Genomic DNA, 22,215 nt, shown 5'->3' on the forward strand with positions numbered 1-22,215 from the left:
GCTGGCGATCTGCTGCGCAGCGGCAGCAGAACCGGTTCCCCGGATACGTCAGGCGAGTGGGGTGCTGCGTATCGAGAGACGGTTGTTGCCGCTACGCGCCAGATCGTCGGATTGCCGCCCAAAACAAGCTGACTCCCACAGAAACCGCCCGGTCCGACGTCGCCTGACTCCGCTGCACCAGAGTTTGATGCTACTGCTCGCGCAGTGCTTGGGCCTGCTTGTAGAGGTAGACGCTGAGCGCGAGCCCGCTCAGCGATGCCAGCGCCGCAAACAGGAAGATCGAGACAAAGCCGAAACCGGCGGCGATTGCCCCGGCCAGCGGGCCGGTGATGCCCAGCGACAGGTCGATGAACAGCGAGTAAGCGCCCACTGCCGCGCCGCGGCTGGAGGCTGGCACCAGGTTGACCGCTTCCACACCCAGCGCCGGGAACACCAGCGAGAAGCCGAAGCCGGTCAGCGCCGCGCCCGCCAGCGCCAGTCCCGGTGTCGGCGCCATCCACAGCAGCAGAAGGCCCAGTGTCTCCACCGACAGACAGACAATCGCCACCCGGAAACCGCCCAGACGGTTGATGAGGTTGCCAAACAGCAGCCGGGCGGCGATAAAGCTGGCACCGAACAGGCTCAGGCACAGAGCCGCATCAGGCCAATGATTGCTGGCGTAGTAAAGGGTAATGAACGTTGCAATGGTGCCGAAGCCGATACCGCCTAGCGCCAGGCCCATGCCGTGCGGGAACACCCGGCCCAGCACATGCAAAAACGGCAGGCGCTCGCCATGCACGATAGGCGCCGCCGGTTTATGCCAGGTCAGTGCAAAGCCTGCGGCGCACAACAGGATAATGCTCACGCCCATGGTCCATAGACCGAACGACTTGACCAGCCAGACTCCCAGTGGCGCGCCGATTGCCAGCGCGCCGTAGCTGGCGATGCCGTTCCAGGAAATCACCTTGGCGGTGTTCTGCGCTCCGACCCGACCGATCCCCCAGCCGATGGAGCCCGAACCCACCAGACTTTCGGCGCTGCCCAGAACGACGCGGCCGACGAACAGAATGCTCAGGCTCAGCACCGGCCAGTCTCGCAGCAAAACGGCGATAAGCATGAAAACGCCGCTCAGACCACAGCCCGCCAGCCCGAACTGCACGGCTTTCTTGCTGCCGAGGTTATCGATAATGCGGCTGGCCCATGGTCGGCTGACCAGTGTCGCCAGGTACTGAACGCTGATCACCAGCCCAGCCATGACAGCGCCGAAACCGAGGTCGGTGTGGACAAAGCCCGGCAGCACGGCAAGGGGAATGCCGATGTTCAGGTAACCGATGAACGTAAACAGAACGATGGAAACGACCAGCAGCGTGACCGCCATCGGGTCCTGCGGGGGAACAACTTTTGGATCAGACATGGGAGGAACGACCATTCGGGCAGCGGATCAGACGAGACGTTCGAGCATCAGGCGGCGAAACCCTTAGCAAGCTTTCGAAGTGGTCATGATAACGGCGAGTGGGGCTACGCAGGTGAAGAGGTCGAAATAAAATACACGGGCGGGCGTTCGGGCCGGGTCCGTCAGTCTTCTTGCGGCGCGACCAGTCGCGTGGTTATCAGTGCCGCCAAGGCGTTTTCCTGGGTACCGAACCGGGCGAGCAGGGCTTGCTGCTTTTCCGGGCTCAGACGGTTCCAGATCTCGATCATCTTCTCGGCGGCGTCGATCAGGGCGTGGGCCTGGGGTTCATCAAAATCGGACATGGCGGGGAGTCTTTCGAATTGAGTATTCCAGGCGTATTGAAATTCGGCCGGACCGGATTTCGATACGCCTGAAAACAGGAGCCTTAGGTACAGCTCAAGGCTTGGTGGCCAGTTTTTCCTTGGCCGGTGCTGCTGCTTTCATTGCGACAGGTTGACCCAGTTCTTGTTGCGCCAGGGTCGACTGCTGCGGTTCCTTTTGGCTTGGGGGGAAGTTTGGGATTTCGTGCATCGTCGTCGCTCCTCGCAAGGGGTTGCAGATAGAACCGTGCTTTAAAAAGCCCGGGCAGGATACCCCAGTAAAAATGACAAACCGGATTTTTTTTGGTCCGTTGGTCATTTCGCGCAAACAGAAACTGCTTTCCACTGTCTGCGCGAGGCCGTCGAGCGTCTGTCAGCCGTTGCACACCGCCGCAATGGCGCTGGCCAGTTGGTCGAGGCGACTGGCATCGATCCCGGCAATGTTGGCTCGACCCGCATTGACCATGTACACGCTGTGCTCATGACGCAGGCGCGCAACCTGCTCGTCGCTGATTCCAGTGTAGGAAAACATACCGCGCTGCTGCGCAACGTGCGCAAACCGCTCGCCCAGTCCCAGTGGCGTCAACGCTTCCACCAGACCGACCCGCAATTGGGCGATGCGCTGGCGCATTTCTTCGACTTCTTCGGCCCACAGGCTTTTCAGTTTGGGATCGCCGAGAATTTCCGCCACCACGGCGGCGCCATGATCCGGCGGGTTCGACCACAGGTTGCGTGCGATGTTGGCCAGTTGGCTGCGCACATCCAGCAGCTTCTGCGGGTTGTCGGCGGTGACGATCAGCGCGCCGGTGCGCTCACGGTACAGGCCGAAGTTCTTCGAGCATGAGCTGGTGATCAGCAGCTCGGGCAGTGCTTCGGCAAAGAGCCGAACCGCCCAGGCGTCTTCTTCCAGACCATCGCCGAAACCCTGATAAGCAAAGTCGATCAACGGCAGCAGATTGCGGGCGCGCACGATGTCCAGCACCTGTTGCCATTGATCGTGGGACAGGTCGAAACCGGTCGGGTTGTGGCAGCACGCATGCAGCAACACCACATCGCCTTCGGGAACCCGGCGCAGCGTATCGAGCATGCCTTCGATGTTCAGCCGGTTGTCCGCGCCCACGTAAGGGTAATGGCTGACCTTGAGGCCGACCTTGTTGAAGATCGATTCGTGGATCGGCCAGGTCGGGTCGCTCAGCCAGATTCCCTTGCCCGGCAGACACTGCGCGATAAACTCGCCGACCAGGCGCAACGCGCCGGTGCCGCCGGGCGACTGCGTCGCGCCGACCCGTCCGGCCGCCAGCAGCGGCGATTCATTACCCAGTACCAGCTCACTGATCAGTGCACCGAAACGCGGCTCGCCGTGGCCGCCGATGTACGTCTTGGTCAGCTGCGATTCAGCCAGTCGTTGCTCGGCCAGTTTGACGGCGCGAGGAATGGTGGTCAGGCCCTGCGCATCCTTGTAGACGCCGACGCCGAGGTCGAACTTGTTCGGGTTGGTGTCGTTGGCGTACGCCTCGATCAGACCCAGGATCGGGTCACCCGGCACACGCTGGATATCCTTGAAATGCATTACTTGCGGCCCTCGGCGGTCCTGGCCACGTCGTCGGTTCGGGCGGCCATGATGAAATCGTTGCGGTGCAGCCCCTTGATCGAGTGGCTCCACCAGGTCACGGTCACCTTGCCCCATTCGGTCAGCAGACCAGGGTGATGACCTTCGGCCTCCGCAATTTCGCCGACCGCGTTGGTAAACGCCAGCGCAAATTTGAAATTCTTGAACGCAAAGACCTTTTCCAGCTGCATGACGTTGTCGCGTACCTCGATATTCCAGTCAGGTATCTGACGCAGCAACTCCGGCAGTTCGGCTTCGCTGACTTGAGGCGCGTCGGCACGGCAGGCTTCGCAGCTGGCTTGATTGAGTGGTGTCATGGACGAGGTCTTCCTTTCAGGTCGTATCAGGCCGTTGCTTTGGCTGACGGTCTTGGCTCGAATTTCGGAGCGTGCAGGCCCAGCAGCATACCCTGCCGGACCAGCCCCATGATGTCTTCATGGGCGAGGTCGAACAGGCGCTTGAGATTGGGCAGCACGAAGTAAAGCGGTTGCAGGATGTCGATGCGGTAGGGCGTGCGCATGGCTTCCAGCGGATCGAACGGTTGGTGTTCCGGCTGGTTTGACAGGCTGTACACCGTTTCCTTGGGAGACGACAGAATGCCGCCTCCGTAGATGCGTCGCCCCTCGGGCGTGTCCACCAGGCCAAACTCGATGGTCATCCAGTAAAGCCGCGCCAGATACACGCGTTGTTCCTTGGTTGCACTCAGGCCGAGCTTGCCATAGGTGTGGGTAAATTCGGCGAACCACGGATTGGTCAGCAGCGGGCAATGGCCGAAGATCTCATGAAAGATGTCCGGCTCCTGCAGGTAATCCAGCTCCTGCTCGCTGCGAATAAAGGTCGCGACCGGAAAGCGCTTGCTGGCGAGCAGCTCGAAGAAGGTCTGGAAAGGGATCAGCGCCGGTACACGCTCCACCTGCCAGCCGGTTGTGGCACCCAGTACCCGGTTGATATCCCCCAGTTGCGGGATACGTTCGCGGGGCAGATCGAGCTGTTCGAGGCCGTCGAGATATTCCTGGCAGGCGCGGCCTTCGATCACCTTCAGCTGCCGGTTGATCAAGGTGTGCCACACCGCGTGTTCGGCTTGCGGATAGTCGATGAAACCCTGAGCGTCGGGCTCGCGGGCCACGTAATGCGTCTGGGTCATGTCGATCTCCTTCACTGGAGTTATTGTCCTGCAAGCGTAGTGCACTGACGCGCGCGAGTCAGTCGGTTTTTTTGCATATCAGTTATGGGGAAATAATTGGGGCGTATAAAAACGCGCGGATTTGATGATTAACCTGCGGTAGAAAATTTGAATCGAATGTTCAGTTAATAATTATTTAGTTGCTGATGCCCACACAAGCACGCCTCACGGGAAATTCCCTGAGGCGTTGGCTTGGGTATTTTTCGTGGCGACTGGAACAGAGCTTATCAGCCACCGATCAATCAACCGTTACTGCAACCGTTGCCCATCACTTGATAACTCATGGTATGCCGTTTGCCATGCGAGTCTTCGTAGACCATGCGCGCCGGAACCACTTCACAGACGCTCGGAATGGGATCGATAGACAGCACGCGGGCGATGTCGGGGTGAGAGTCGTAGGTGTATTGCTCGACACGCGCCTGTTGAGCCGCAACTTTGGTTTCCGACTCTTCAGCCACAACCAGTGTGCTGAAACCACACAGTGCGAGGACCAATAACGAAACTTTCATTTTCAATGACCTTCTTTGAGTTTGCTTTTTCGAGCCGAGTGAATACGTAACCCGATTGTCGGGTTATGCATTGTCAGGTTATGAGTGTTTGAAAAGCCTTCGTGGGGGCTGTCAATCGTTGCCATGTTGGCGAAGGGAATTCTAGGCCGCTTGCAGCGCGATATATACAACGCGTCCTGATAATGCTCTTTAGCGAAATTGCAACAATCGCCCGGCAATGGCGTGAGAGTGAAGCGCCCGGCGCGCGTCAGCGCATCCCGCGCCGGTAAGACCATCGTCGAATGGCCCGGCGCAAGGTGGCGGGATACAACGGAGTCATAAAACAACAACTATCCACCGAGGTAACCAAGATGAGTGCAGCTTCCCTGTACCCCGTCCGCCCAGAAGTCGCAGCGACTACGCTGACGGATGAGGCCACCTACAAGGCGATGTACCAACAGTCGGTGGTCAACCCCGACGGTTTCTGGCGTGAGCAAGCCAAGCGCCTCGACTGGATAAAACCTTTCTCCCACGTCAAGCAGACGTCCTTTGACGACCATCGTGTCGATATCAAATGGTTTGCCGACGGCACCCTGAACGTTGCCTACAACTGTCTCGATCGCCACCTCGAAGAGCGCGGCGACACGATCGCGATCATCTGGGAAGGCGACGACCCTTCCGAACACCGTGAAATCACTTACCGCGAACTGCACGCCGAAGTCTGCAAGTTCGCCAACGCCCTGCGTGGTCAGGATGTGCACCGCGGTGACGTGGTCACCATCTACATGCCGATGATTCCCGAGGCGGTAGTCGCCATGCTGGCGTGCGCGCGGATCGGTGCGATTCACTCGGTGGTTTTCGGCGGTTTCTCGCCCGAGGCGCTGGCCGGCCGCATCATCGATTGCAGTTCCAAGGTGGTGATCACCGCGGACGAAGGTCTGCGTGGCGGCAAGAAGACGCCGCTCAAGGCCAACGTCGACCGCGCCCTGACTAACCCGGAAACCAGCAGCGTGCAGAAAGTCATCGTCTGCAAGCGCACCGGCGGCGACATCGAATGGAACCGCCATCGCGACATCTGGTACCACGCCTTGCTGGAAGTGGCGTCGAGCACCTGCGCACCCAAGGAGATGGGCGCCGAGGAGTCGTTGTTCATTCTTTACACCTCCGGTTCCACCGGCAAGCCCAAGGGCGTGCTGCACACCAGTGCCGGCTACCTGCTGTACGCCGCGCTGACCCATGAGCGGGTGTTCGACTACAAGCCAGGCGAGGTTTACTGGTGTACCGCCGACGTGGGCTGGGTCACCGGCCACAGCTACATCGTCTACGGCCCGTTGGCCAACGGCGCGACCACCTTGCTGTTCGAAGGCGTGCCGAACTATCCGGATATCACTCGCGTGTCGAAGATCATCGACAAGCACAAGGTCAATATCCTCTATACCGCTCCAACCGCGATCCGCGCCATGATGGCCGAGGGCACCAGATCGGTGGAGGGTGCCGACGGTTCGAGCCTGCGATTGCTCGGTTCGGTCGGTGAGCCGATCAACCCTGAAGCCTGGGGCTGGTACTACGATACAGTCGGCAAGCAGAAGTGCCCGATCGTCGATACCTGGTGGCAGACCGAAACCGGCGGCATCCTGATCAGCCCGCTGCCGGGTGCTACCGCGCTCAAGCCAGGTTCGGCGACCCGTCCGTTTTTCGGCGTGATTCCGGCGCTGGTGGACAACCTTGGCAACCTGATCGAAGGCGCCGCCGAGGGCAATCTGGTGATTCTCGATTCCTGGCCGGGTCAGTCGCGCTCGCTGTATGGCGACCATGACCGTTTCGTCGACACTTATTTCAAGACCTTCCGGGGCATGTACTTCACGGGCGACGGCGCGCGCCGCGATGAAGATGGCTACTACTGGATCACCGGTCGCGTGGATGACGTGCTCAACGTCTCCGGGCACCGCATGGGTACCGCGGAGATCGAGAGCGCAATGGTGGCGCATCCGAAAGTCGCCGAGGCAGCGGTGGTGGGCGTACCTCATGATCTGAAAGGGCAGGGGATTTACGTCTACGTCACGCTCAATGCGGGCGAGGTGCCGGACGAGGCTCTGCGCATCGAGCTGCGCAACTGGGTGCGCAAGGAAATCGGGCCGATCGCCTCGCCGGACTTCATTCAGTGGGCGCCGGGTCTGCCCAAGACCCGCTCGGGCAAGATCATGCGCCGCATTCTGCGCAAGATCGCCACCGCCGAATACGATTCGCTGGGCGACATTTCGACCTTGGCCGATCCTGGCGTGGTGCAGCACCTGATCGACACGCACAGGACCATGAGCGCGGCCTGATCCGCCGCAGCTGGACCAACACGGCTAAACCTGCATAGCTGAACAAGCGCCTCTCGCGGTCAATGCCGCGCGGGGCGTTTCGGTTTCAGCACGACTATATTCCACTCGCGCGGCAGAACACTTCAAGACTGTTACCGACTCACCCAGGCGGGCCGCAATTGTGCTCCTTTGTCGGACACATCCATTTACAGGGGTCGGATACCAGCTCGTCCTTTTGTAGAAAACCAGCCAATCCGCATGCTGGGCTTGCCGGATCAAAAGGGTGCGCCAATAATGGGCGCGTTTTTTGCTGCTTCTACCGGTTGTATTATTTTTGCGTAATCATATAATCCGCTCGGCGTCAAGCTGGCTTCGATGCTTTGCTGATGCATCTGTAACTAGTTGTCGCATTGAAGAAATATCGACATCGGGCCTGTCGCTAAAATGCCCTTCACTCGCTCAAGGCCCACCGGCAAGATCTTCGACAGCCGGTGCCTGGCGGCGCTTTCTTTAGATGTCCTTCGCATATTGGGCTTTCGCTCACTCTGCCATTTGTCGTGCTTCACCGATGGAGTCCTAAATGAAAAAGCTCATGCTTCTTGGCGCGCTGGCGTTGTCCGTGCTCGCGCAGCCGACCTTCGCAGAAGAAAAGCCCCTGAAAATCGGTATCGAGGCTGCTTACCCTCCGTTCGCTTCCAAGGCGCCGGACGGCAGCATCGTGGGTTTCGACTACGACATCGGCAATGCCCTCTGTGAAGAGATGAAGGCCAAGTGCACATGGGTCGAGCAGGAGTTCGATGGCCTGATCCCGGCGCTGAAAGTGCGCAAGATCGACGCGATCCTGTCCTCGATGTCCATCACCGAAGACCGCAAGAAGTCGGTCGATTTCACCGGCAAGTACTACAATTCCCCGGCGCGCCTGGTCATGAAGGAAGGCACCGTGGTCAGCGACAGCCTGGCCGAGCTCAAGGGCAAGAAGGTCGGCGTGCAGCGCGGTTCGATTCACGAACGCTTCGCGCGTGAAGTGCTGGCGCCGCTGGGCGCGGTCGTCACGCCGTACGGCTCGCAGAACGAGATCTATCTGGATATCGGCGCTGGCCGTCTGGACGGCACCGTTGCCGACGCCACGCTGTTGCAGGACGGTTTCCTGAAAACCGATTCCGGTAAAGGCTACGCCTTCGTCGGCCCGGCATTCGCTGATCCGAAATACTTCGGTGACGGCATCGGCATCGCCGTTCGCAAGGGCGACAAGGCCAATCTGGAGCGCATCAACGCTGCTATCGCCGCGATCCGTGCCAACGGCAAATACAAGGCAATCCAGGACAAGTACTTCGATTTCGACATTTACGGCAAGTAAATCGTCGGTACTGATCCAGATGGCGCAAGCAGGGCAGCCTGGTTTGCGCCATTTTTATTACACGCTTGAGGACCGCACAACATGTTGAAAGGCTACGGGGCTGTGATCCTCGAAGGGGCCGGGCTGACCTTGCAGCTGGCACTGTCTTCGATGGCCCTGGCAATCGTCCTCGGTCTGATCGGCGTGGCGCTGCGTCTGTCGCCGGTGCGCTGGCTCGCCTGGCTGGGCGACCTGTATTCCACGGTCGTGCGTGGCATTCCCGATCTGGTACTGATCCTGCTGATCTTCTACGGCGGCCAGGATCTGCTCAATCGCGTGGCGCCGATGGTCGGGGTCGACGAGTACATCGATCTCAATCCACTGCTGGCCGGTATCGGCACGCTGGGCTTCATCTTCGGTGCTTATCTGTCGGAAACCTTTCGCGGTGCGTTCATGGCTATTCCCAAAGGTCAGGCCGAGGCCGGCCTGTCCTACGGCATGAGCGGGTTCAAGGTGTTCTTCCGGATTCTGGTCCCGCAGATGATCCGTCTTGCGATTCCCGGCTTCACCAACAACTGGCTGGTTCTGACCAAGGCCACCGCGCTGATTTCCGTGGTAGGTCTGCAGGACATGATGTTCAAGGCCAAGCAGGCGGCTGATGCCACCCGCGAACCTTTCACCTTCTTTCTGGCGGTTGCGGCCATGTACCTGGTCATCACCAGCGTCTCGCTGCTCGTCTTGCGGTTTCTGGAAAAGCGCTACTCCGTAGGCGTAAAGGCGGCTGACCTATGATTTTCGACTACAACGTCGTCTGGGAAAGCCTGCCGCTGTACTTCGGCGGGCTGCTGGTAACGCTCAAGTTGCTGGGCATCTCGCTGGCGGTCGGCTTGCTCGCCGCATTGCCGCTGGGCCTGATGCGCGTATCGAAGCGTCGCTGGGTCAACCTCCCGGCCTGGCTCTATACCTATGTGATTCGCGGCACGCCGATGCTCGTGCAGCTGTTCCTGATCTACTACGGGCTGGCCCAGTTCGAAGCGGTGCGCGAAAGCTTCCTGTGGCCGTGGCTGTCGAGTGCGACGTTCTGTGCCTGTCTGGCGTTCGCCATCAACACCAGTGCCTACACCGCCGAGATCATTGCCGGCAGCCTCAAGGCCACGCCGCCCGGCGAAATCGAGGCCGCGCGAGCGGTCGGCATGTCGCCGATGAAAATGTATCGCCGTATTCTGCTGCCTTCGGCCTTGCGCCGTGCGTTGCCGCAGTACAGCAATGAAGTGATCATGATGTTGCAGACCACCAGTCTGGCCTCGATCGTGACGCTGATCGACATCACCGGCGCGGCGCGCACGGTCAACGCTCAGTTCTATCTGCCCTTCGAGGCGTACATCACCGCAGGCGTCTTTTATCTGTGCCTGACTTTCATTCTCGTGCGGTTGTTCAAGCTTGCCGAGCGCCGCTGGCTGGGCTACCTGGCCCCACGGAAGGTCTGACATGCAACGAATCGATCACCTACTGCCCTGGGGCAGCCTGGGCACCCAGCGCCAACTGAGCGTTTTCCGTTTCGGCAGCGGCGAGCGCAAGGCCTACATCCAGGCCAGCCTGCACGCTGACGAACTGCCGGGCATGCGCACCGCATGGGAGCTGAAAAAGCGCCTGCTGGAGCTGGAAAGCAGCGGCGCACTCAAAGGCGTCATCGAGCTGGTGCCGGTGGCCAATCCTCTGGGTCTGGGCCAACTGCTGCAAGGTGCCCATCAAGGGCGCTTCGAGTTCGGCAGCGGCAAGAATTTCAACCGCGATTTCACCGAGCTGAGCGAGCCGGTCGCCCAGTTGCTGGAAGGTCAGCTGGGTGACGATCCGCGCGCGAACGTCGTTCTGATTCGTCAGGCAATGACCCGGGCGCTGGAGGATCTCCCGCCTGCTCAAAGCGAGCTGCAGGGCTTGCAGCGCCTGCTGATCGGTCACGCCTGCACCGCCGACGTGGTGCTGGACCTGCACTGCGATGCCGATGCCGCGTTGCATATGTACGCCTTGCCGCAACACTGGCCGCAGTGGCGTTCGCTGACGGCGCACCTGGATGTGCAGGTCGCATTGCTGGCCGAGGACTCGGGCGGTAGTTCGTTCGATGAAGCCTGTTCGTTGCCCTGGCTGCGCCTGTCGCGGATCTTCCCGGATGCGCAGATTCCGCTGGCCTGTCTGGCGACGACCATTGAACTGGGCGGTCAGGCCGACACCGGCAAGGCCGAGGCCGAGGCGCACGCCGAAGGCATCCTCGCGTTCCTGGCCGAACAGGGTTTCATCAGTGGCGACTGGCCGCAGCCAGGCCGCGAGCCCTGCGAAGGCATGCCTTTCGAAGGCACTGAATTGCTCTACGCGCCGCATCCTGGCGTGGTGACCTTCCTGCGCGCCGCGGGTGACCGCGTGGAAGTCGGCGACCCGTTGTTCGAAGTCATCGACCCGCTGTCCGACCAGGTCAGCACCATTTGTGCGGGGACCGCCGGGGTGTTGTTCGCCATCGAGCGGCTGCGTTACGCCCAACCGGGTTTCTGGCTGGCCAAAGTGGCGGGCCGCACTGCGCTGCGCCAAGGGCGTCTGCTCAGTGATTGACTGTTTTGTGAGAACCGAAAGCATGAACAAACTGGAAGTCCAGGACCTGCACAAGCGTTACGGCAGCCATGAAGTGATCAAGGGCGTGTCCCTGACGGCCAAGGCGGGCGACGTGATCAGCATCATCGGCTCCAGCGGCTCGGGCAAAAGCACCTTTCTGCGCTGCATCAATCTGCTTGAGCAGCCACACGCCGGCAAGATCCTGCTCAACAACGAAGAGCTCAAGCTGGTGCCGAACAAGCTGGGCGGTCTCAAGGCGGCGGATCCGAAGCAGTTGCAACGCATGCGCTCGCGACTGTCGATGGTGTTTCAGCACTTCAATTTGTGGTCGCACATGACTGCGCTGCAGAACGTGATCGAAGCCCCGGTACATGTGCTCGGCGTCTCGAAAAAGGAAGCGCTGGAAAAGGCCGAGCATTATCTGGCCAAGGTGGGGGTCGCGCACCGCAAGGACGCTTATCCGGGCCACATGTCCGGCGGCGAGCAGCAGCGCGTGGCGATTGCCCGTGCGCTGGCGGTCGAGCCCGAAGTGATGCTCTTCGACGAGCCGACCTCGGCGCTCGACCCGGAGCTGGTCGGCGACGTGCTCAAGGTCATGCAGGGGCTGGCGCTGGAAGGCCGCACCATGGTTGTGGTCACCCACGAAATGGGCTTTGCCCGCGAGGTGTCGAACCAGCTGATTTTCCTCCATCAGGGTGTGGTGCTGGAGCGCGGCAACCCGCGCGAAGTGCTGGTCAATCCCCAGTCCGAGCGCCTGCAACAGTTCCTGTCCGGCAGCCTCAAGTGATGGTCGGCACCGCATCGGCGGTGCCTTTTACGACAGAACAGGGCATGCTGCGCGGCACGCGGCCCGTTCCGGATGTTTCAGACCTGACCTGTTGAGGTCCGGTTTTTTGCGGTGATAAGTATTCGGATGCCCCAATGACTGCCCATCGAATAGGTTTCCTTGTCTGGCCCGGCACCAAGGCGCTGACCCTGGCATTGGCCGAGGAAGCCTTGCGTGTTGCCCAGAGCGTTCACCCTGAAGTCGTTTACGAGCTGACCTTCCTGCAGGCCGAAGCCGGGGCTGCTGACCCGGCGGCCGTCGAAGGTACGTGGCGTCTGCCGGGCCAGCCCTGGGCCGGGCGTCTGGAAGGCTTTCAGAAGCTGTTTTTGCTGGCCGACGAGCCGCCGGCCCCCATGAGCTCGACACTTGCTACCGCGCTCAAGCAACTGGTGCGTGCCGGATGCTGCATTGGCGGTTTGTCGGCAGGGGTTTATCCGCTGGCGCAACTGGGCCTGCTGGATGGCTACCGCGCTGCCGTGCATTGGCGCTGGCAGGACGATTTCAATGAGCGTTTCCCGAAAGTGATCGCGACCAGCCACCTGTTCGACTGGGATCGGGATCGACTCACTGCCTGTGGCGGCATGTCGGTGCTCGACCTGTTGTTGGCGGTGCTGTCCCGCGACCATGGCGCGGAGCTCGCCGGTGCGGTGTCCGAGGAACTGGTGGTCGAGCGCATCCGCGAAGGTGGCGAGCGCCAGCGCATTCCGTTGCAGAACCGTCTGGGGTCCAGTCACCCCAAACTCACCCAGGCCGTGCTGTTGATGGAAGCCAACATCGAGGAACCGCTGACCACTGACGAAATCGCTCAGCACGTCTGCGTCTCGCGCCGGCAACTGGAGCGAATCTTCAAGCAGTACCTCAATCGTGTACCCAGTCAGTATTACCTGGAGCTGCGCCTGAACAAGGCGCGTCAGATGCTGATGCAGACCAGCAAATCGATCATTCAGATCGGCCTGTCGTGTGGCTTCTCGTCCGGGCCGCATTTTTCCAGCGCCTACCGCAATTTCTTCGGCGCCACGCCCCGCGAAGACCGCAACCAGCGGCGCAGCAGCAGCCCGTTCGAATTATCGTCGGTGCCTGCGGAAAGGGGCTGATCCAACCGGTAGGAGCGCGCTTGCCCGCGACGGCGCTTGGCCGCCCGACATGTGCCTTGAAAATACGGACGCCGTCGCGGGCAAGCGCGTTCCTGCGACGGACCGGAACGGTTTAAACTGCGCCTTTGTGACGGAATATGTCGCATTGCCGAAAGCCTTGAAAAAACACGGTTTTGCGCTGTAACAAGTTGTCGCCTGGCGGCAAGGTCGAACCCGAGGCAGTCCTTACAATCCTTCAATCGCTCGCCAGTTTCAGGCAGGCGTTCCTCTTCAGGAGACTCCGATGTCCGTTGAGCATGCTGCGGTGCAACGCGCCGATTTCGACCAGCTAATGGTCCCCAACTACGCGCCGGCCGGGTTCATCCCCGTACGTGGCGCGGGCTCCCGCGTCTGGGACCAGGCGGGTCGTGAGCTGGTGGATTTCTCGGGCGGTATCGCCGTCAACGTGTTGGGCCATTGCCATCCGGCGCTGGTCGGCGCCCTGACTGAACAGGCCAACAACCTGTGGCATGTGTCGAACGTTTTCACCAACGAGCCGGCCCTGCGTCTGGCGAAGAAGCTGGTGGACGCGACCTTTGCCGACCGCGTGTTCTTCTGCAACTCCGGAGCCGAAGCCAACGAGGCCGCTTTCAAGCTGGCGCGCCGCGTCGCCCACGATCTGTACGGCCCGGAAAAATACGAAATCGTCGCCGCGCTCAACAGCTTCCATGGCCGCACCCTGTTTACCGTCAGCGTGGGCGGTCAGCCCAAATACTCCGACGGCTTCGGCCCGAAGATCACGGGTATCCGCCATGTGCCGTACAACGACCCGGATGCGCTGAAAGCGGCGGTATCCGACAAGACCTGCGCGGTCGTGCTCGAACCGATTCAGGGTGAAGGCGGCGTACTGCCGGCCGAGCTGGAGTACTTGCAGGGCGCGCGTCAGTTGTGCGACGAGCACAATGCGCTACTGGTGTTCGACGAAGTGCAGAGTGGCATGGGCCGCAGCGGCCATCTGTTCGCTTACATGCACTACGGCGTGACACCGGACATTCTGTCCAGCGCCAAGAGCATCGGCGGCGGCTTCCCGCTGGCGGCGATGCTGACCACTGAAAAACTCGCGAAGCATCTGGCGGTCGGCGTTCACGGCACGACGTATGGCGGCAACCCGTTGGCCTGCGCGGTCGGCGAAGCGGTCATCGATATCGTCAACACGCCGCAAGTGCTGAGCGGCGTGCAGGACAAGCATCAGCGGTTCAAGACGCGGCTTGAGAAGATCGGCCAGCAGTACGGCGTATTCACTGAAGTGCGTGGCCTGGGCCTGTTGATCGGTTGTGTGCTGTCGGACGCCTGGAAAGGCAAAGCCAAGGACATTTTCAATGCGGCCGAGCGGCAGGACCTGATGATTCTTCAGGCAGGCCCGGACGTAGTCCGTTTTGCGCCAAGCCTGGTCATTGAAGACGCTGATATCGACGAAGGCCTGGATCGCTTCGAGCGCGCCATCGCTCAGCTCACGGCCTGATCGACGCGGTACTTCCCGGCGTCCGCCGAGCGCGGATGCCGGGCATTTTTCCTGTGCCGGGCGCCCTGTCGCGCGGTACGCATTTTTTCGTAACGGGCATTGCTGCCTGTGGATCGGGTTAAGGAGTGGCACCATGCTGGTGATGCGCCCTGCGCAAATGGCTGATCTGGCCGAGGTTAAACGCCTCGCCGCCGACAGCCCGATTGGTGTCACTTCCTTGCCTGACGATGAAGGCCGGCTGAGCGACAAGATTGGCGCTTCCGAAGCGTCCTTTGCGGCTGAGGTGAGTTTCAATGGCGAGGAGACCTATTTCTTCGTCCTTGAAGACACGGACAGCGGTCAGCTGGTCGGGTGTTCCGGCATCGTTGCGTCAGCTGGTTATTCGGAGCCGTTCTACAGCTTTCGTAACGAGACCTTTGTTCACGCCTCCCGCGAACTGAAAATCCACAACAAGATTCACGTGTTGTCGCAATGCCACGACCTGACCGGCAACAGCCTGCTGACCAGCTTCTATGTGGTGCCGGAACTGGTAGGCACCCCCTGGTCGGAACTCAATTCCCGTGGCCGTCTGTTATTTGTTGCCTGTCATCCCGAGCGTTTCGCCGATTCGGTCGTGACCGAGATCGTCGGCTACAGCGACGAGAACGGCGACTCGCCGTTCTGGGACGCGATCGGTCGCAACTTCTTCGACCTTAATTACGCCGAAGCCGAGCGTCTGTGCGGCTTGAAAAGCCGGACCTTTCTGGCCGAGCTGATGCCGCATTATCCGATCTACGTGCCGCTGCTCCCGGACGCTGCTCAGGAAGCGATGGGCCAGGTACACCCGCGTGCACAGATCACCTTCGACATTCTGATGCGCGAAGGCTTCGAGACAGACCACTACATCGACATTTTCGACGGCGGCCCGACCCTGCATGCGCGGGTGTCGGGTATCCGCTCCATCGCCCAGAGTCGCCTTGTGCCGGTCAAAGTCGAAACCGGGCAGGGCGGCGATGTCGGCAAGGGCGGTCGGCTGTATCTGGTCGCCAACGGCCTGCTGCAGGATTATCGCGCTGCCTTGCTGGAGCTGGACTGGGCGCCGGGCCGGCCGGTGGTGCTGAGTCTGGAAGCTGCCGAAGCCCTGGGTGTCGGTGAAGGTGCCAGCGTGCGGATCGTGGCGGTCTGACCGCGCATCGCGGCTGATTAGTGGTTTCTTGGGCTCAAGGCGAGCCCGATGAGGAGAAGAGATGATCGTTCGTCCCGTACGCAGCAGTGATCTGCCAGCGCTGATCGAGCTGGCGCGCAGCACTGGCGCCGGTCTGACAACCCTGCCCGCCAACGAGAAGCGCCTGGCGCATCGGGTGGACTGGGCGGAGAAGACCTTCCGCGGCGAGGCGGAGCGTGCCGATGCGGACTACCTGTTCGTGCTCGAAAACGACGAAGGGCAAGTGGTCGGGATTTCCGCCATCGCCGGGGCTGTCGGGCTGCGCGAGCCCTGGTACAACTATCGGGTCGGACTGACGGTCAGCGCATCGCAGGAGCTGAGCATCTATCGCGAGATCCCGACGCTGTTTCTGGCCAACGACCTGACCGGTAACTCGGAACTGTGCTCGCTGTTCCTGCGCAGCGATGCGCGCACCGGGCTCAACGGCCGCTTGCTGTCCAAGGCGCGGATGCTGTTCATCGGCGAATTTCCGCGGCTGTTCGGCAGCAAGATCATCGCCGAGATGCGCGGCATGTCCGATATCAACGGGCGTTCGCCATTCTGGGAAAGCCTGGGACGGCATTTCTTCAAGATGGAATTCAGCCAGGCCGATTACCTGACTGGCGTCGGCAACAAGGCTTTCATTGCCGAGCTGATGCCCAAGTTTCCGTTGTACAGCTGTTTCCTCTCCGAGGACGCGCGCGCCGTGATCGGGCGGGTTCACACCGACACCGAGCCGGCGCTGACGATGCTCAAGGCCGAAGGCTTCACCTATCAGGGCTACGTAGACATCTTCGATGCCGGGCCCGCCATCGAGTGCGAGACCACCAAGATCCGCGCGGTACGTGACAGCCAGACGCTGGTGCTGGCCATCGGTACGCCGGGCGAAGACGCGCCACAGTTTCTGATCTATAACCGCAAGCGTGAGGATTGCCGAATCACCGTCGGCCCGGCGCGCTTCGCGGCCGGCACGCTGGTGGTCGACCCGATGACCGCCAAGCGCCTGCGCATGAGCCCGGGCGACAACGTGCGCGCCGTTCCTCTGTCCCCAGTCAGGGAGATTGTCTGATGAACACGCTCTATATCGCAGGTCAGTGGCAGGCGGGGCAGGGCGAAGCATTCGATTCGCTGAACCCGGTGACCCAAGCGGTGCTGTGGTCCGGCAAGGGTGCTTCGGCTTCGCAAGTCGATGACGCTGTGCGTGCCGCGCGCCAGGCCTTTGTTGCCTGGGCCAGCCGTCCGCTCGAAGAGCGTATCGGTGTGCTCGAAGCCTTCGCCGCCAGCCTGAAGCAGCATGCCGATGAGCTGGCCCGCTGCATCGGTGAAGAAACCGGCAAGCCGCTGTGGGAATCGGCGACTGAAGTGACCAGCATGATCAACAAGGTCGCTATTTCGATCCAGAGCTACCGCGAACGGACCGGCGAAAAGAGCAGCGTGCTGGGCGATGCGAACGCAGTGCTGCGACACAAACCGCACGGCGTGGTCGCAGTGTTCGGCCCTTACAACTTTCCCGGCCATTTGCCCAACGGGCACATTGTCCCGGCGTTGCTGGCCGGCAACACCGTGCTGTTCAAACCCAGCGAACTGACGCCCAGGGTGGCGCAGCTGACGGTTGAGTGCTGGATCGAAGCCGGGCTGCCCGCCGGCGTCTTGAATCTGTTGCAGGGCGGACGCGAAACGGGCATCGCTTTGGCTGCCAACCCTGGCATCGACGGGCTGTTCTTCACTGGGTCGAGCCGTACCGGCAACGCGCTGCACCAGCAATTCGCCGGGCGACCGGACAAGATTCTCGCGCTGGAGATGGGCGGCAACAACCCGCTGATCGTCGAGGAGGTGCAGGATGTGGACGCCGCGGTGTACACCGTTATTCAGTCAGCGTTCATTTCGGCCGGGCAGCGCTGTACCTGTGCGCGTCGGCTGCTGGTGCCACAAGGACGCTGGGGCGATGCATTTCTCCAGCGACTGGTAGAGGTGACAGCAGCCATAGAGGTCGGGGCATTCGACCGACAGCCGGCTCCGTTCATGGGCTCTGTGATCTCGCTGCAGGCCGCAACCGCACTGCTGGATGCGCAGCGCCAACTGCTCGCCAATGGCGCCGTCGCGCTGCTGGCGATGACCCAGCCTGAATCCGGCGCCGCCTTGCTGACGCCGGGGATTCTGGATGTGACCGCAGTACAGGACCGGCCGGACGAAGAGCTGTTCGGGCCGTTGCTGCAAGTGGTGCGCTACGCCGATTTCGACACCGCGATAGCCGAGGCCAACGACACGCAATACGGGCTGGCGGCGGGGCTGTTGTCAGATTCGCAAGCGCGTTACCAGCAGTTCTGGCTGCAAAGCCGGGCCGGCATCGTCAACTGGAACAAACAGCTGACCGGCGCTGCCAGCAGCGCGCCTTTCGGCGGCGTCGGGGCGTCGGGCAACCACCGGGCCAGCGCCTACTACGCGGCGGACTATTGCGCCTATCCGGTGGCGTCGCTGGAAACCGGCCGCCTGACGCTGCCCGCGACGCTCACCCCAGGCGTCAAGCTGACTTGAAACCGATACGCGCAAGACTGCCTATGAAAACCAGATCCACGGAGCCACGCCGATGAAATCCTGCGAAGTCAACTTTGACGGGCTGGTCGGGCCGACCCACAACTACGGCGGGTTGTCCTACGGGAACGTTGCGTCCCAGAACAACAGTCAGCAGTCCGCCAATCCTCGTGAGGCCGCGCTGCAAGGGCTGGCGAAGATGAAGGCGCTGATGGACATGGGGTTTACCCAGGGTGTCCTCGCGCCTCAGGAACGCCCCGATGTGGCCGCTCTGCGCAGGCTGGGTTTTGCCGGAAATGATGCCCAGGTGATCGAACAGGCCGCTCGCCAGGCAATGCCGCTGCTGGTCGCCAGCTGCTCGGCGTCGAGCATGTGGGTAGCCAACGCAGCGACTGTCAGCCCAGGCGCCGATACCGCGGACGGGCGCGTGCACTTCACCGCCGCCAACCTGAACTGCAAATACCATCGCAGCATCGAGCACCCGACTACCAGCCGCATCCTGGGGGCCATGTTCGCCGACGCCGGACACTTCGCCCATCACCCGGCCTTGCCGCCAGTGGCGCAATTCGGCGATGAAGGCGCGGCCAACCACACGCGCTTCTGTCGCGACTACGGGCAGGCCGGTGTCGAGTTCTTCGTCTTCGGGCGTAGCGCCTTCGATACCCGCTACCCGGCACCGCAGAAATACCCTGCCCGCCAGACCCTTGAAGCATCGCGGGCCGTGGCGCGTCTGCATGGTCTGAACGACCAGGGCGTGGTCTACGCCCAGCAGAACCCGGCGGTGATCGACCAGGGCGTGTTTCACAACGACGTGATTGCCGTAGGCAACGGCGAAGTGCTGTTCTATCACGAGGATGCGTTTCTCGACAGCGAGCGGGTGCTCACCGAGCTGCGGGACAAGCTGGCCGCCGCGGGGGGGCAGTTCCAGCCCATTTGCGTACCTCGCGCCGAAGTCTCGGTAGATGACGCCGTGCGTTCCTACCTGTTCAACAGCCAGCTGCTGAGCCGCGCTGACAGCTCGATGTTGCTGATCGTCCCGCAGGAATGCCAGGCTAATGAGCAGGTCTGGCGGTATCTTCAGTCGCTGACTGCCGGTGCCGGGCCGATCAATGAGGTGAAAGTCTTCGACCTGAAGCAAAGCATGCGTAACGGCGGCGGCCCCGCATGCCTGCGGCTGCGCGTGGCGTTGAATGAAACCGAACTGGCGGCGGTCAACCCCGGCGTGATCCTGACCGCACCGCTCTACGACACCCTGACCCAATGGGTCGACCGCCACTATCGTGACCGCATGAGCGAAAGCGATCTGGCCGATCCGCAATTGCTCAACGAATGCCGTACGGCACTGGATGAATTGACGCAAATCCTTAAACTGGGCGCCGTTTATCCTTTTCAGGCGGGCTGATTTTCACTGAAGCCCGGCTGACAACCTGCGCGCCGGACGTGGCGCGCAACTTTTCACTCTTTACAGAGAATTTCGAACATGAGCGACGCCCTGCAGTTAATCCTTGAAGACACCGATGGCACCCAGCTGGAAACCTCCTGCACACGCGTAGCCGTCATCTGGCAGGGCAAAGAGTTGTGGATCCAGCAGGATGGCCGCGGCCAGTTGCTGATCGGCGTCGACGTTGAAGAAGACGATGCCGAATACGCCAACCTGCTGCTGCGCCCGTTGGCGACCAATCTGGTCAGCCTGCAACTGGAGATGGAGCCGGCCGATCTGGGCGCGGATGAAGACGGTCATGTCCATGGCCCGGACTGCAACCACTAAGTCGCAAGGAGCGGGTCCATGCTTGCCCTCGGTAAACTGCTTGAGCTGACGCTGGCCGGACGCGAGCCGGCGCAAAAGACGCAAATGACCGTGGGCGGTGTGCGCCTGCGCTGGCTCGGGGAAGGGGCCCTGGAGGTCCGACCACCCGAGAGCTGCGACAACGGCAGCGATGTCTTGCTGTCGGCAGGCATTCACGGCAACGAGACTGCGCCCATCGAGCTGCTCGACGAGCTGATCCGCGCCATTGCACGTGGCGACCTGAAGCCGCGTGCGCGGGTGTTGTTTCTGTTCGGCAACCCGGAGGCCATGCGTCGTGGCGTTCGGTATGTCGAGGAGGACGTCAATCGCCTGTTCAACGGGCGTCACGAGCTGGGTGGCGGTCCTGAAGCGCTGCGCGCCTGTGAGCTTGAGCGTCTGGCCGCGGCGTTCTTCAGCCTGCCGGACCGTTACCGTCTGCATTACGACCTGCATACCGCGATCCGTGGTTCGCGGATCGAGCAGTTTGCGCTCTATCCGTACAAGGAAGGCCGTGCACACTCCCGCACCGAACTGGCCCGCCTGCGTGCCGCAGGCATCAGCGCCGTCTTGCTGCAGAACAAGCCCTCGATTGTGTTCAGCGCCTATACCTACGACCAGCTCGGTGCCGAAGCCTTCACGCTGGAGCTGGGCAAGGCGCGGCCGTTCGGCCAGAACCAGCAGGTCAACCTCACAGCACTGCATACGCGGCTGGAGCAGTTGATCGAAGGTAGTGAACCCGAAACGCCGTCGGATCTTGAGGGTGTGCAACTGTTCAGCGTGGCGCGGGAAATCATCAAGCGCACCGATGCCTTCAGCTTCAAGCTGGCGGACGATGTGGAAAATTTTTCACCACTGGAACAAGGCTACGTGATTGCCGAAGATGCAGGCGACGCACGCTGGGTGGTGGAAGAAGAGGGTGCGCGAATCATCTTTCCCAACCCGAAGGTCAAGGCCGGGTTGCGCGCGGGGATTCTGATCGTCCCGGCCAAAGAAGACACGCTGTCGTAGGAGCGGACTTGTCCGCGAAGAGGCCAGTCCAGCCGCCCCATTTGCATCGACCAGAACCCCGTCCGCTCCCACGCAGATCGAGCGTCAGCTAGCGGCTTTCTGCTGCGCTTCCATGCGACGCAATGCGCGGATCTTGTTGAGGGTGTCGACACAAGTCTTCGCGGCTTCTTCGCCCTTGTGAACGAAATGGTCGAAGAAGAACGTGTGATGTTCTTGACCCGCGTGGAAATGGTGCGGGGTCAGGCTGACCGAGAACACCGGCACTTCGGTTTCCAACTGGACCTGCATCAATGCGCTGACGACTGCCTGCGCCACGAACTCGTGCCGATAAATGCCGCCGTCCACGACCAGTGCGGCACCAACGATCCCCGCATAGCGACCGGACTTAGCCAACAGTTTGGCATGCAGCGGGATTTCGAATGCGCCGCCTACTTCGAAGAAGTCGATGTCGGTTTCGGCGTAGCCCTGCCTGGCCATCTCGGCAACGAAGCCTTTGCGGCTCTGATCCACGATATCTTTGTGCCAGGAAGCCTGGATGAACGCGACGCGTTCGTTGGGGTGGTGTTTGCTCTTGCTGTCGATTGCGGTGGGTTGCACGTGTTCTGACTCCTGTTTATGAAAAAACAGGGCGTTTGGATCGAAAGGGATTCAAGCTCCGTAGGAAAACGTCTCAAACGGCGTAGCTGTTCAAGATGTTTACAAACGGATCCGTAGACGCTGATCCCGCTCTCTCTTCATCCGGACTATGACCGTCGGCCCCGGAATCACACCGGGTCTGCTGACCTTGCAGGCGCGGCCTAAGCCGCCACCCTCAAGCGCTCGCGGGCTGGACGCTGAATGCGTCATCACCGCCGGTGGGGAATCGCACCCCGCCCTGAGAACGTTGTCGAGCGAGCCAAGTCGCCGACGCCGGGATTTTTAACACAGATCTTTCGAGCCTGCATGGACACTTTCGTACGGTGTTCCTACCTTTTTCGCATAAGCCCGTGCAGTATCGAGGCCTGCGTGCG

Annotated in this window: 22 protein-coding genes and 1 riboswitch; of the genes, 14 read left to right on the forward strand and 8 right to left on the reverse strand. The window is 61.3% G+C overall.

The features are described from left to right. Positions 1 to 190: 190 nt before the first annotated feature. The 7 genes from J3P77_RS06830 to J3P77_RS06860 form a co-directional block, all read right to left on the reverse strand. Positions 191 to 1,393, reverse strand: coding sequence for an MFS transporter (locus J3P77_RS06830; RefSeq protein WP_434680580.1), 1,203 nt, complete (start codon positions 1,391 to 1,393; stop codon positions 191 to 193). A gap of 161 nt (positions 1,394 to 1,554) precedes the next feature. After that, positions 1,555 to 1,734, reverse strand: coding sequence for a hypothetical protein (locus J3P77_RS06835; protein ID WP_434680582.1), 180 nt, complete (start codon positions 1,732 to 1,734; stop codon positions 1,555 to 1,557). Positions 1,735 to 1,828: 94 nt separating this feature from the next. Continuing rightward, positions 1,829 to 2,080 carry a hypothetical protein gene (locus tag J3P77_RS06840; RefSeq protein WP_434680583.1) on the reverse strand — a complete coding sequence of 84 codons (252 nt, stop codon included), beginning with the start codon at positions 2,078 to 2,080 and terminating at the stop codon, positions 1,829 to 1,831. 45 nt (positions 2,081 to 2,125) lie between these two features. Next, positions 2,126 to 3,322 (reverse strand): amino acid aminotransferase, encoded by a 1,197-nt coding sequence (locus tag J3P77_RS06845; RefSeq protein WP_434680586.1) that lies wholly within the window; start codon positions 3,320 to 3,322, stop codon positions 2,126 to 2,128. Continuing rightward, a complete protein-coding gene (locus J3P77_RS06850; protein WP_434680587.1) occupies positions 3,322 to 3,678 on the reverse strand; it encodes a 4a-hydroxytetrahydrobiopterin dehydratase in 357 nt (118 codons plus the stop codon). The genes J3P77_RS06845 and J3P77_RS06850 overlap by 1 nt, the downstream gene beginning before the upstream one ends. A gap of 26 nt (positions 3,679 to 3,704) precedes the next feature. Continuing rightward, positions 3,705 to 4,505 carry a phenylalanine 4-monooxygenase gene (gene phhA / locus J3P77_RS06855; RefSeq protein ID WP_434680588.1) on the reverse strand — a complete coding sequence of 267 codons (801 nt, stop codon included), beginning with the start codon at positions 4,503 to 4,505 and terminating at the stop codon, positions 3,705 to 3,707. Positions 4,506 to 4,786: 281 nt separating this feature from the next. Further along, positions 4,787 to 5,053 (reverse strand): DUF2790 domain-containing protein, encoded by a 267-nt coding sequence (locus J3P77_RS06860; RefSeq protein ID WP_434680589.1) that lies wholly within the window; start codon positions 5,051 to 5,053, stop codon positions 4,787 to 4,789. A 350-nt stretch (positions 5,054 to 5,403) separates the two neighbouring features. Between J3P77_RS06860 and acs the strand changes: the two genes are divergently transcribed. The 14 genes from acs (at position 5,404) to astE (ending at position 21,205) form a co-directional block, all read left to right on the forward strand. Continuing rightward, a complete protein-coding gene (gene acs, locus J3P77_RS06865) occupies positions 5,404 to 7,359 on the forward strand; it encodes an acetate--CoA ligase (protein ID WP_434680590.1) in 1,956 nt (651 codons plus the stop codon). 559 nt (positions 7,360 to 7,918) lie between these two features. Further along, complete coding sequence (locus tag J3P77_RS06870) at positions 7,919 to 8,695, forward strand: ABC transporter substrate-binding protein (RefSeq protein ID WP_434680591.1); 777 nt, start codon at positions 7,919 to 7,921, stop codon at positions 8,693 to 8,695. An 81-nt stretch (positions 8,696 to 8,776) separates the two neighbouring features. Then, entirely contained in the window at positions 8,777 to 9,466 is a 690-nt protein-coding gene (locus J3P77_RS06875; RefSeq protein ID WP_434680592.1) for an ABC transporter permease, read from the forward strand. Beyond that, positions 9,463 to 10,161: an ABC transporter permease gene (locus tag J3P77_RS06880; protein ID WP_434680594.1), complete on the forward strand. Its 699-nt coding sequence runs from the start codon at positions 9,463 to 9,465 to the stop codon at positions 10,159 to 10,161. Before J3P77_RS06875 ends, J3P77_RS06880 begins: the two co-directional genes overlap by 4 nt. A gap of 1 nt (position 10,162) precedes the next feature. Then, entirely contained in the window at positions 10,163 to 11,275 is a 1,113-nt protein-coding gene (locus tag J3P77_RS06885) for a succinylglutamate desuccinylase/aspartoacylase family protein (protein WP_434680595.1), read from the forward strand. 22 nt (positions 11,276 to 11,297) lie between these two features. Next, on the forward strand, positions 11,298 to 12,062 hold the full coding sequence (locus J3P77_RS06890) for an ABC transporter ATP-binding protein (RefSeq protein ID WP_434680596.1): 765 nt from the start codon (positions 11,298 to 11,300) through the stop codon (positions 12,060 to 12,062). Between the two features lie 134 nt (positions 12,063 to 12,196). Then, positions 12,197 to 13,195 (forward strand): transcriptional regulator ArgR, encoded by a 999-nt coding sequence (argR, locus tag J3P77_RS06895; protein ID WP_434680597.1) that lies wholly within the window; start codon positions 12,197 to 12,199, stop codon positions 13,193 to 13,195. Between the two features lie 283 nt (positions 13,196 to 13,478). Further along, the gene (locus J3P77_RS06900; protein WP_434680598.1) at positions 13,479 to 14,696 is read left to right on the forward strand and encodes an aspartate aminotransferase family protein; all 1,218 of its coding nucleotides are present in this window, start codon (positions 13,479 to 13,481) and stop codon (positions 14,694 to 14,696) included. Positions 14,697 to 14,829: 133 nt separating this feature from the next. Further along, positions 14,830 to 15,861, forward strand: coding sequence for an arginine/ornithine succinyltransferase subunit alpha (aruF, locus tag J3P77_RS06905; RefSeq protein ID WP_434680599.1), 1,032 nt, complete (start codon positions 14,830 to 14,832; stop codon positions 15,859 to 15,861). A gap of 61 nt (positions 15,862 to 15,922) precedes the next feature. Continuing rightward, complete coding sequence (astA, locus tag J3P77_RS06910; RefSeq protein ID WP_434680600.1) at positions 15,923 to 16,948, forward strand: arginine N-succinyltransferase; 1,026 nt, start codon at positions 15,923 to 15,925, stop codon at positions 16,946 to 16,948. After that, complete coding sequence (astD, locus tag J3P77_RS06915; protein WP_434681915.1) at positions 16,945 to 18,414, forward strand: succinylglutamate-semialdehyde dehydrogenase; 1,470 nt, start codon at positions 16,945 to 16,947, stop codon at positions 18,412 to 18,414. The genes astA and astD overlap by 4 nt, the downstream gene beginning before the upstream one ends. A 52-nt stretch (positions 18,415 to 18,466) precedes the next feature. After that, the gene (gene astB / locus J3P77_RS06920; RefSeq protein ID WP_434680601.1) at positions 18,467 to 19,813 is read left to right on the forward strand and encodes an N-succinylarginine dihydrolase; all 1,347 of its coding nucleotides are present in this window, start codon (positions 18,467 to 18,469) and stop codon (positions 19,811 to 19,813) included. Positions 19,814 to 19,891: 78 nt separating this feature from the next. Further along, complete coding sequence (locus tag J3P77_RS06925) at positions 19,892 to 20,179, forward strand: topoisomerase II (RefSeq protein WP_434680602.1); 288 nt, start codon at positions 19,892 to 19,894, stop codon at positions 20,177 to 20,179. Between the two features lie 18 nt (positions 20,180 to 20,197). Next, entirely contained in the window at positions 20,198 to 21,205 is a 1,008-nt protein-coding gene (gene astE / locus J3P77_RS06930) for a succinylglutamate desuccinylase (RefSeq protein WP_434680603.1), read from the forward strand. Between the two features lie 84 nt (positions 21,206 to 21,289). Here astE and J3P77_RS06935 read toward each other — a convergent pair whose 3' ends face one another. Then, positions 21,290 to 21,802, reverse strand: a complete 513-nt coding sequence (locus J3P77_RS06935; protein WP_434680604.1) for a 6,7-dimethyl-8-ribityllumazine synthase — start codon at positions 21,800 to 21,802, stop codon at positions 21,290 to 21,292. Positions 21,803 to 21,926: 124 nt separating this feature from the next. Beyond that, positions 21,927 to 22,091: riboswitch (FMN riboswitch) on the reverse strand. Between the last annotated feature and the right edge of the window lie 124 nt (positions 22,092 to 22,215).

It is taken from the genome of Pseudomonas sp. R1-18, from assembly GCF_051132095.1.
Taxonomy (GTDB): domain Bacteria; phylum Pseudomonadota; class Gammaproteobacteria; order Pseudomonadales; family Pseudomonadaceae; genus Aquipseudomonas.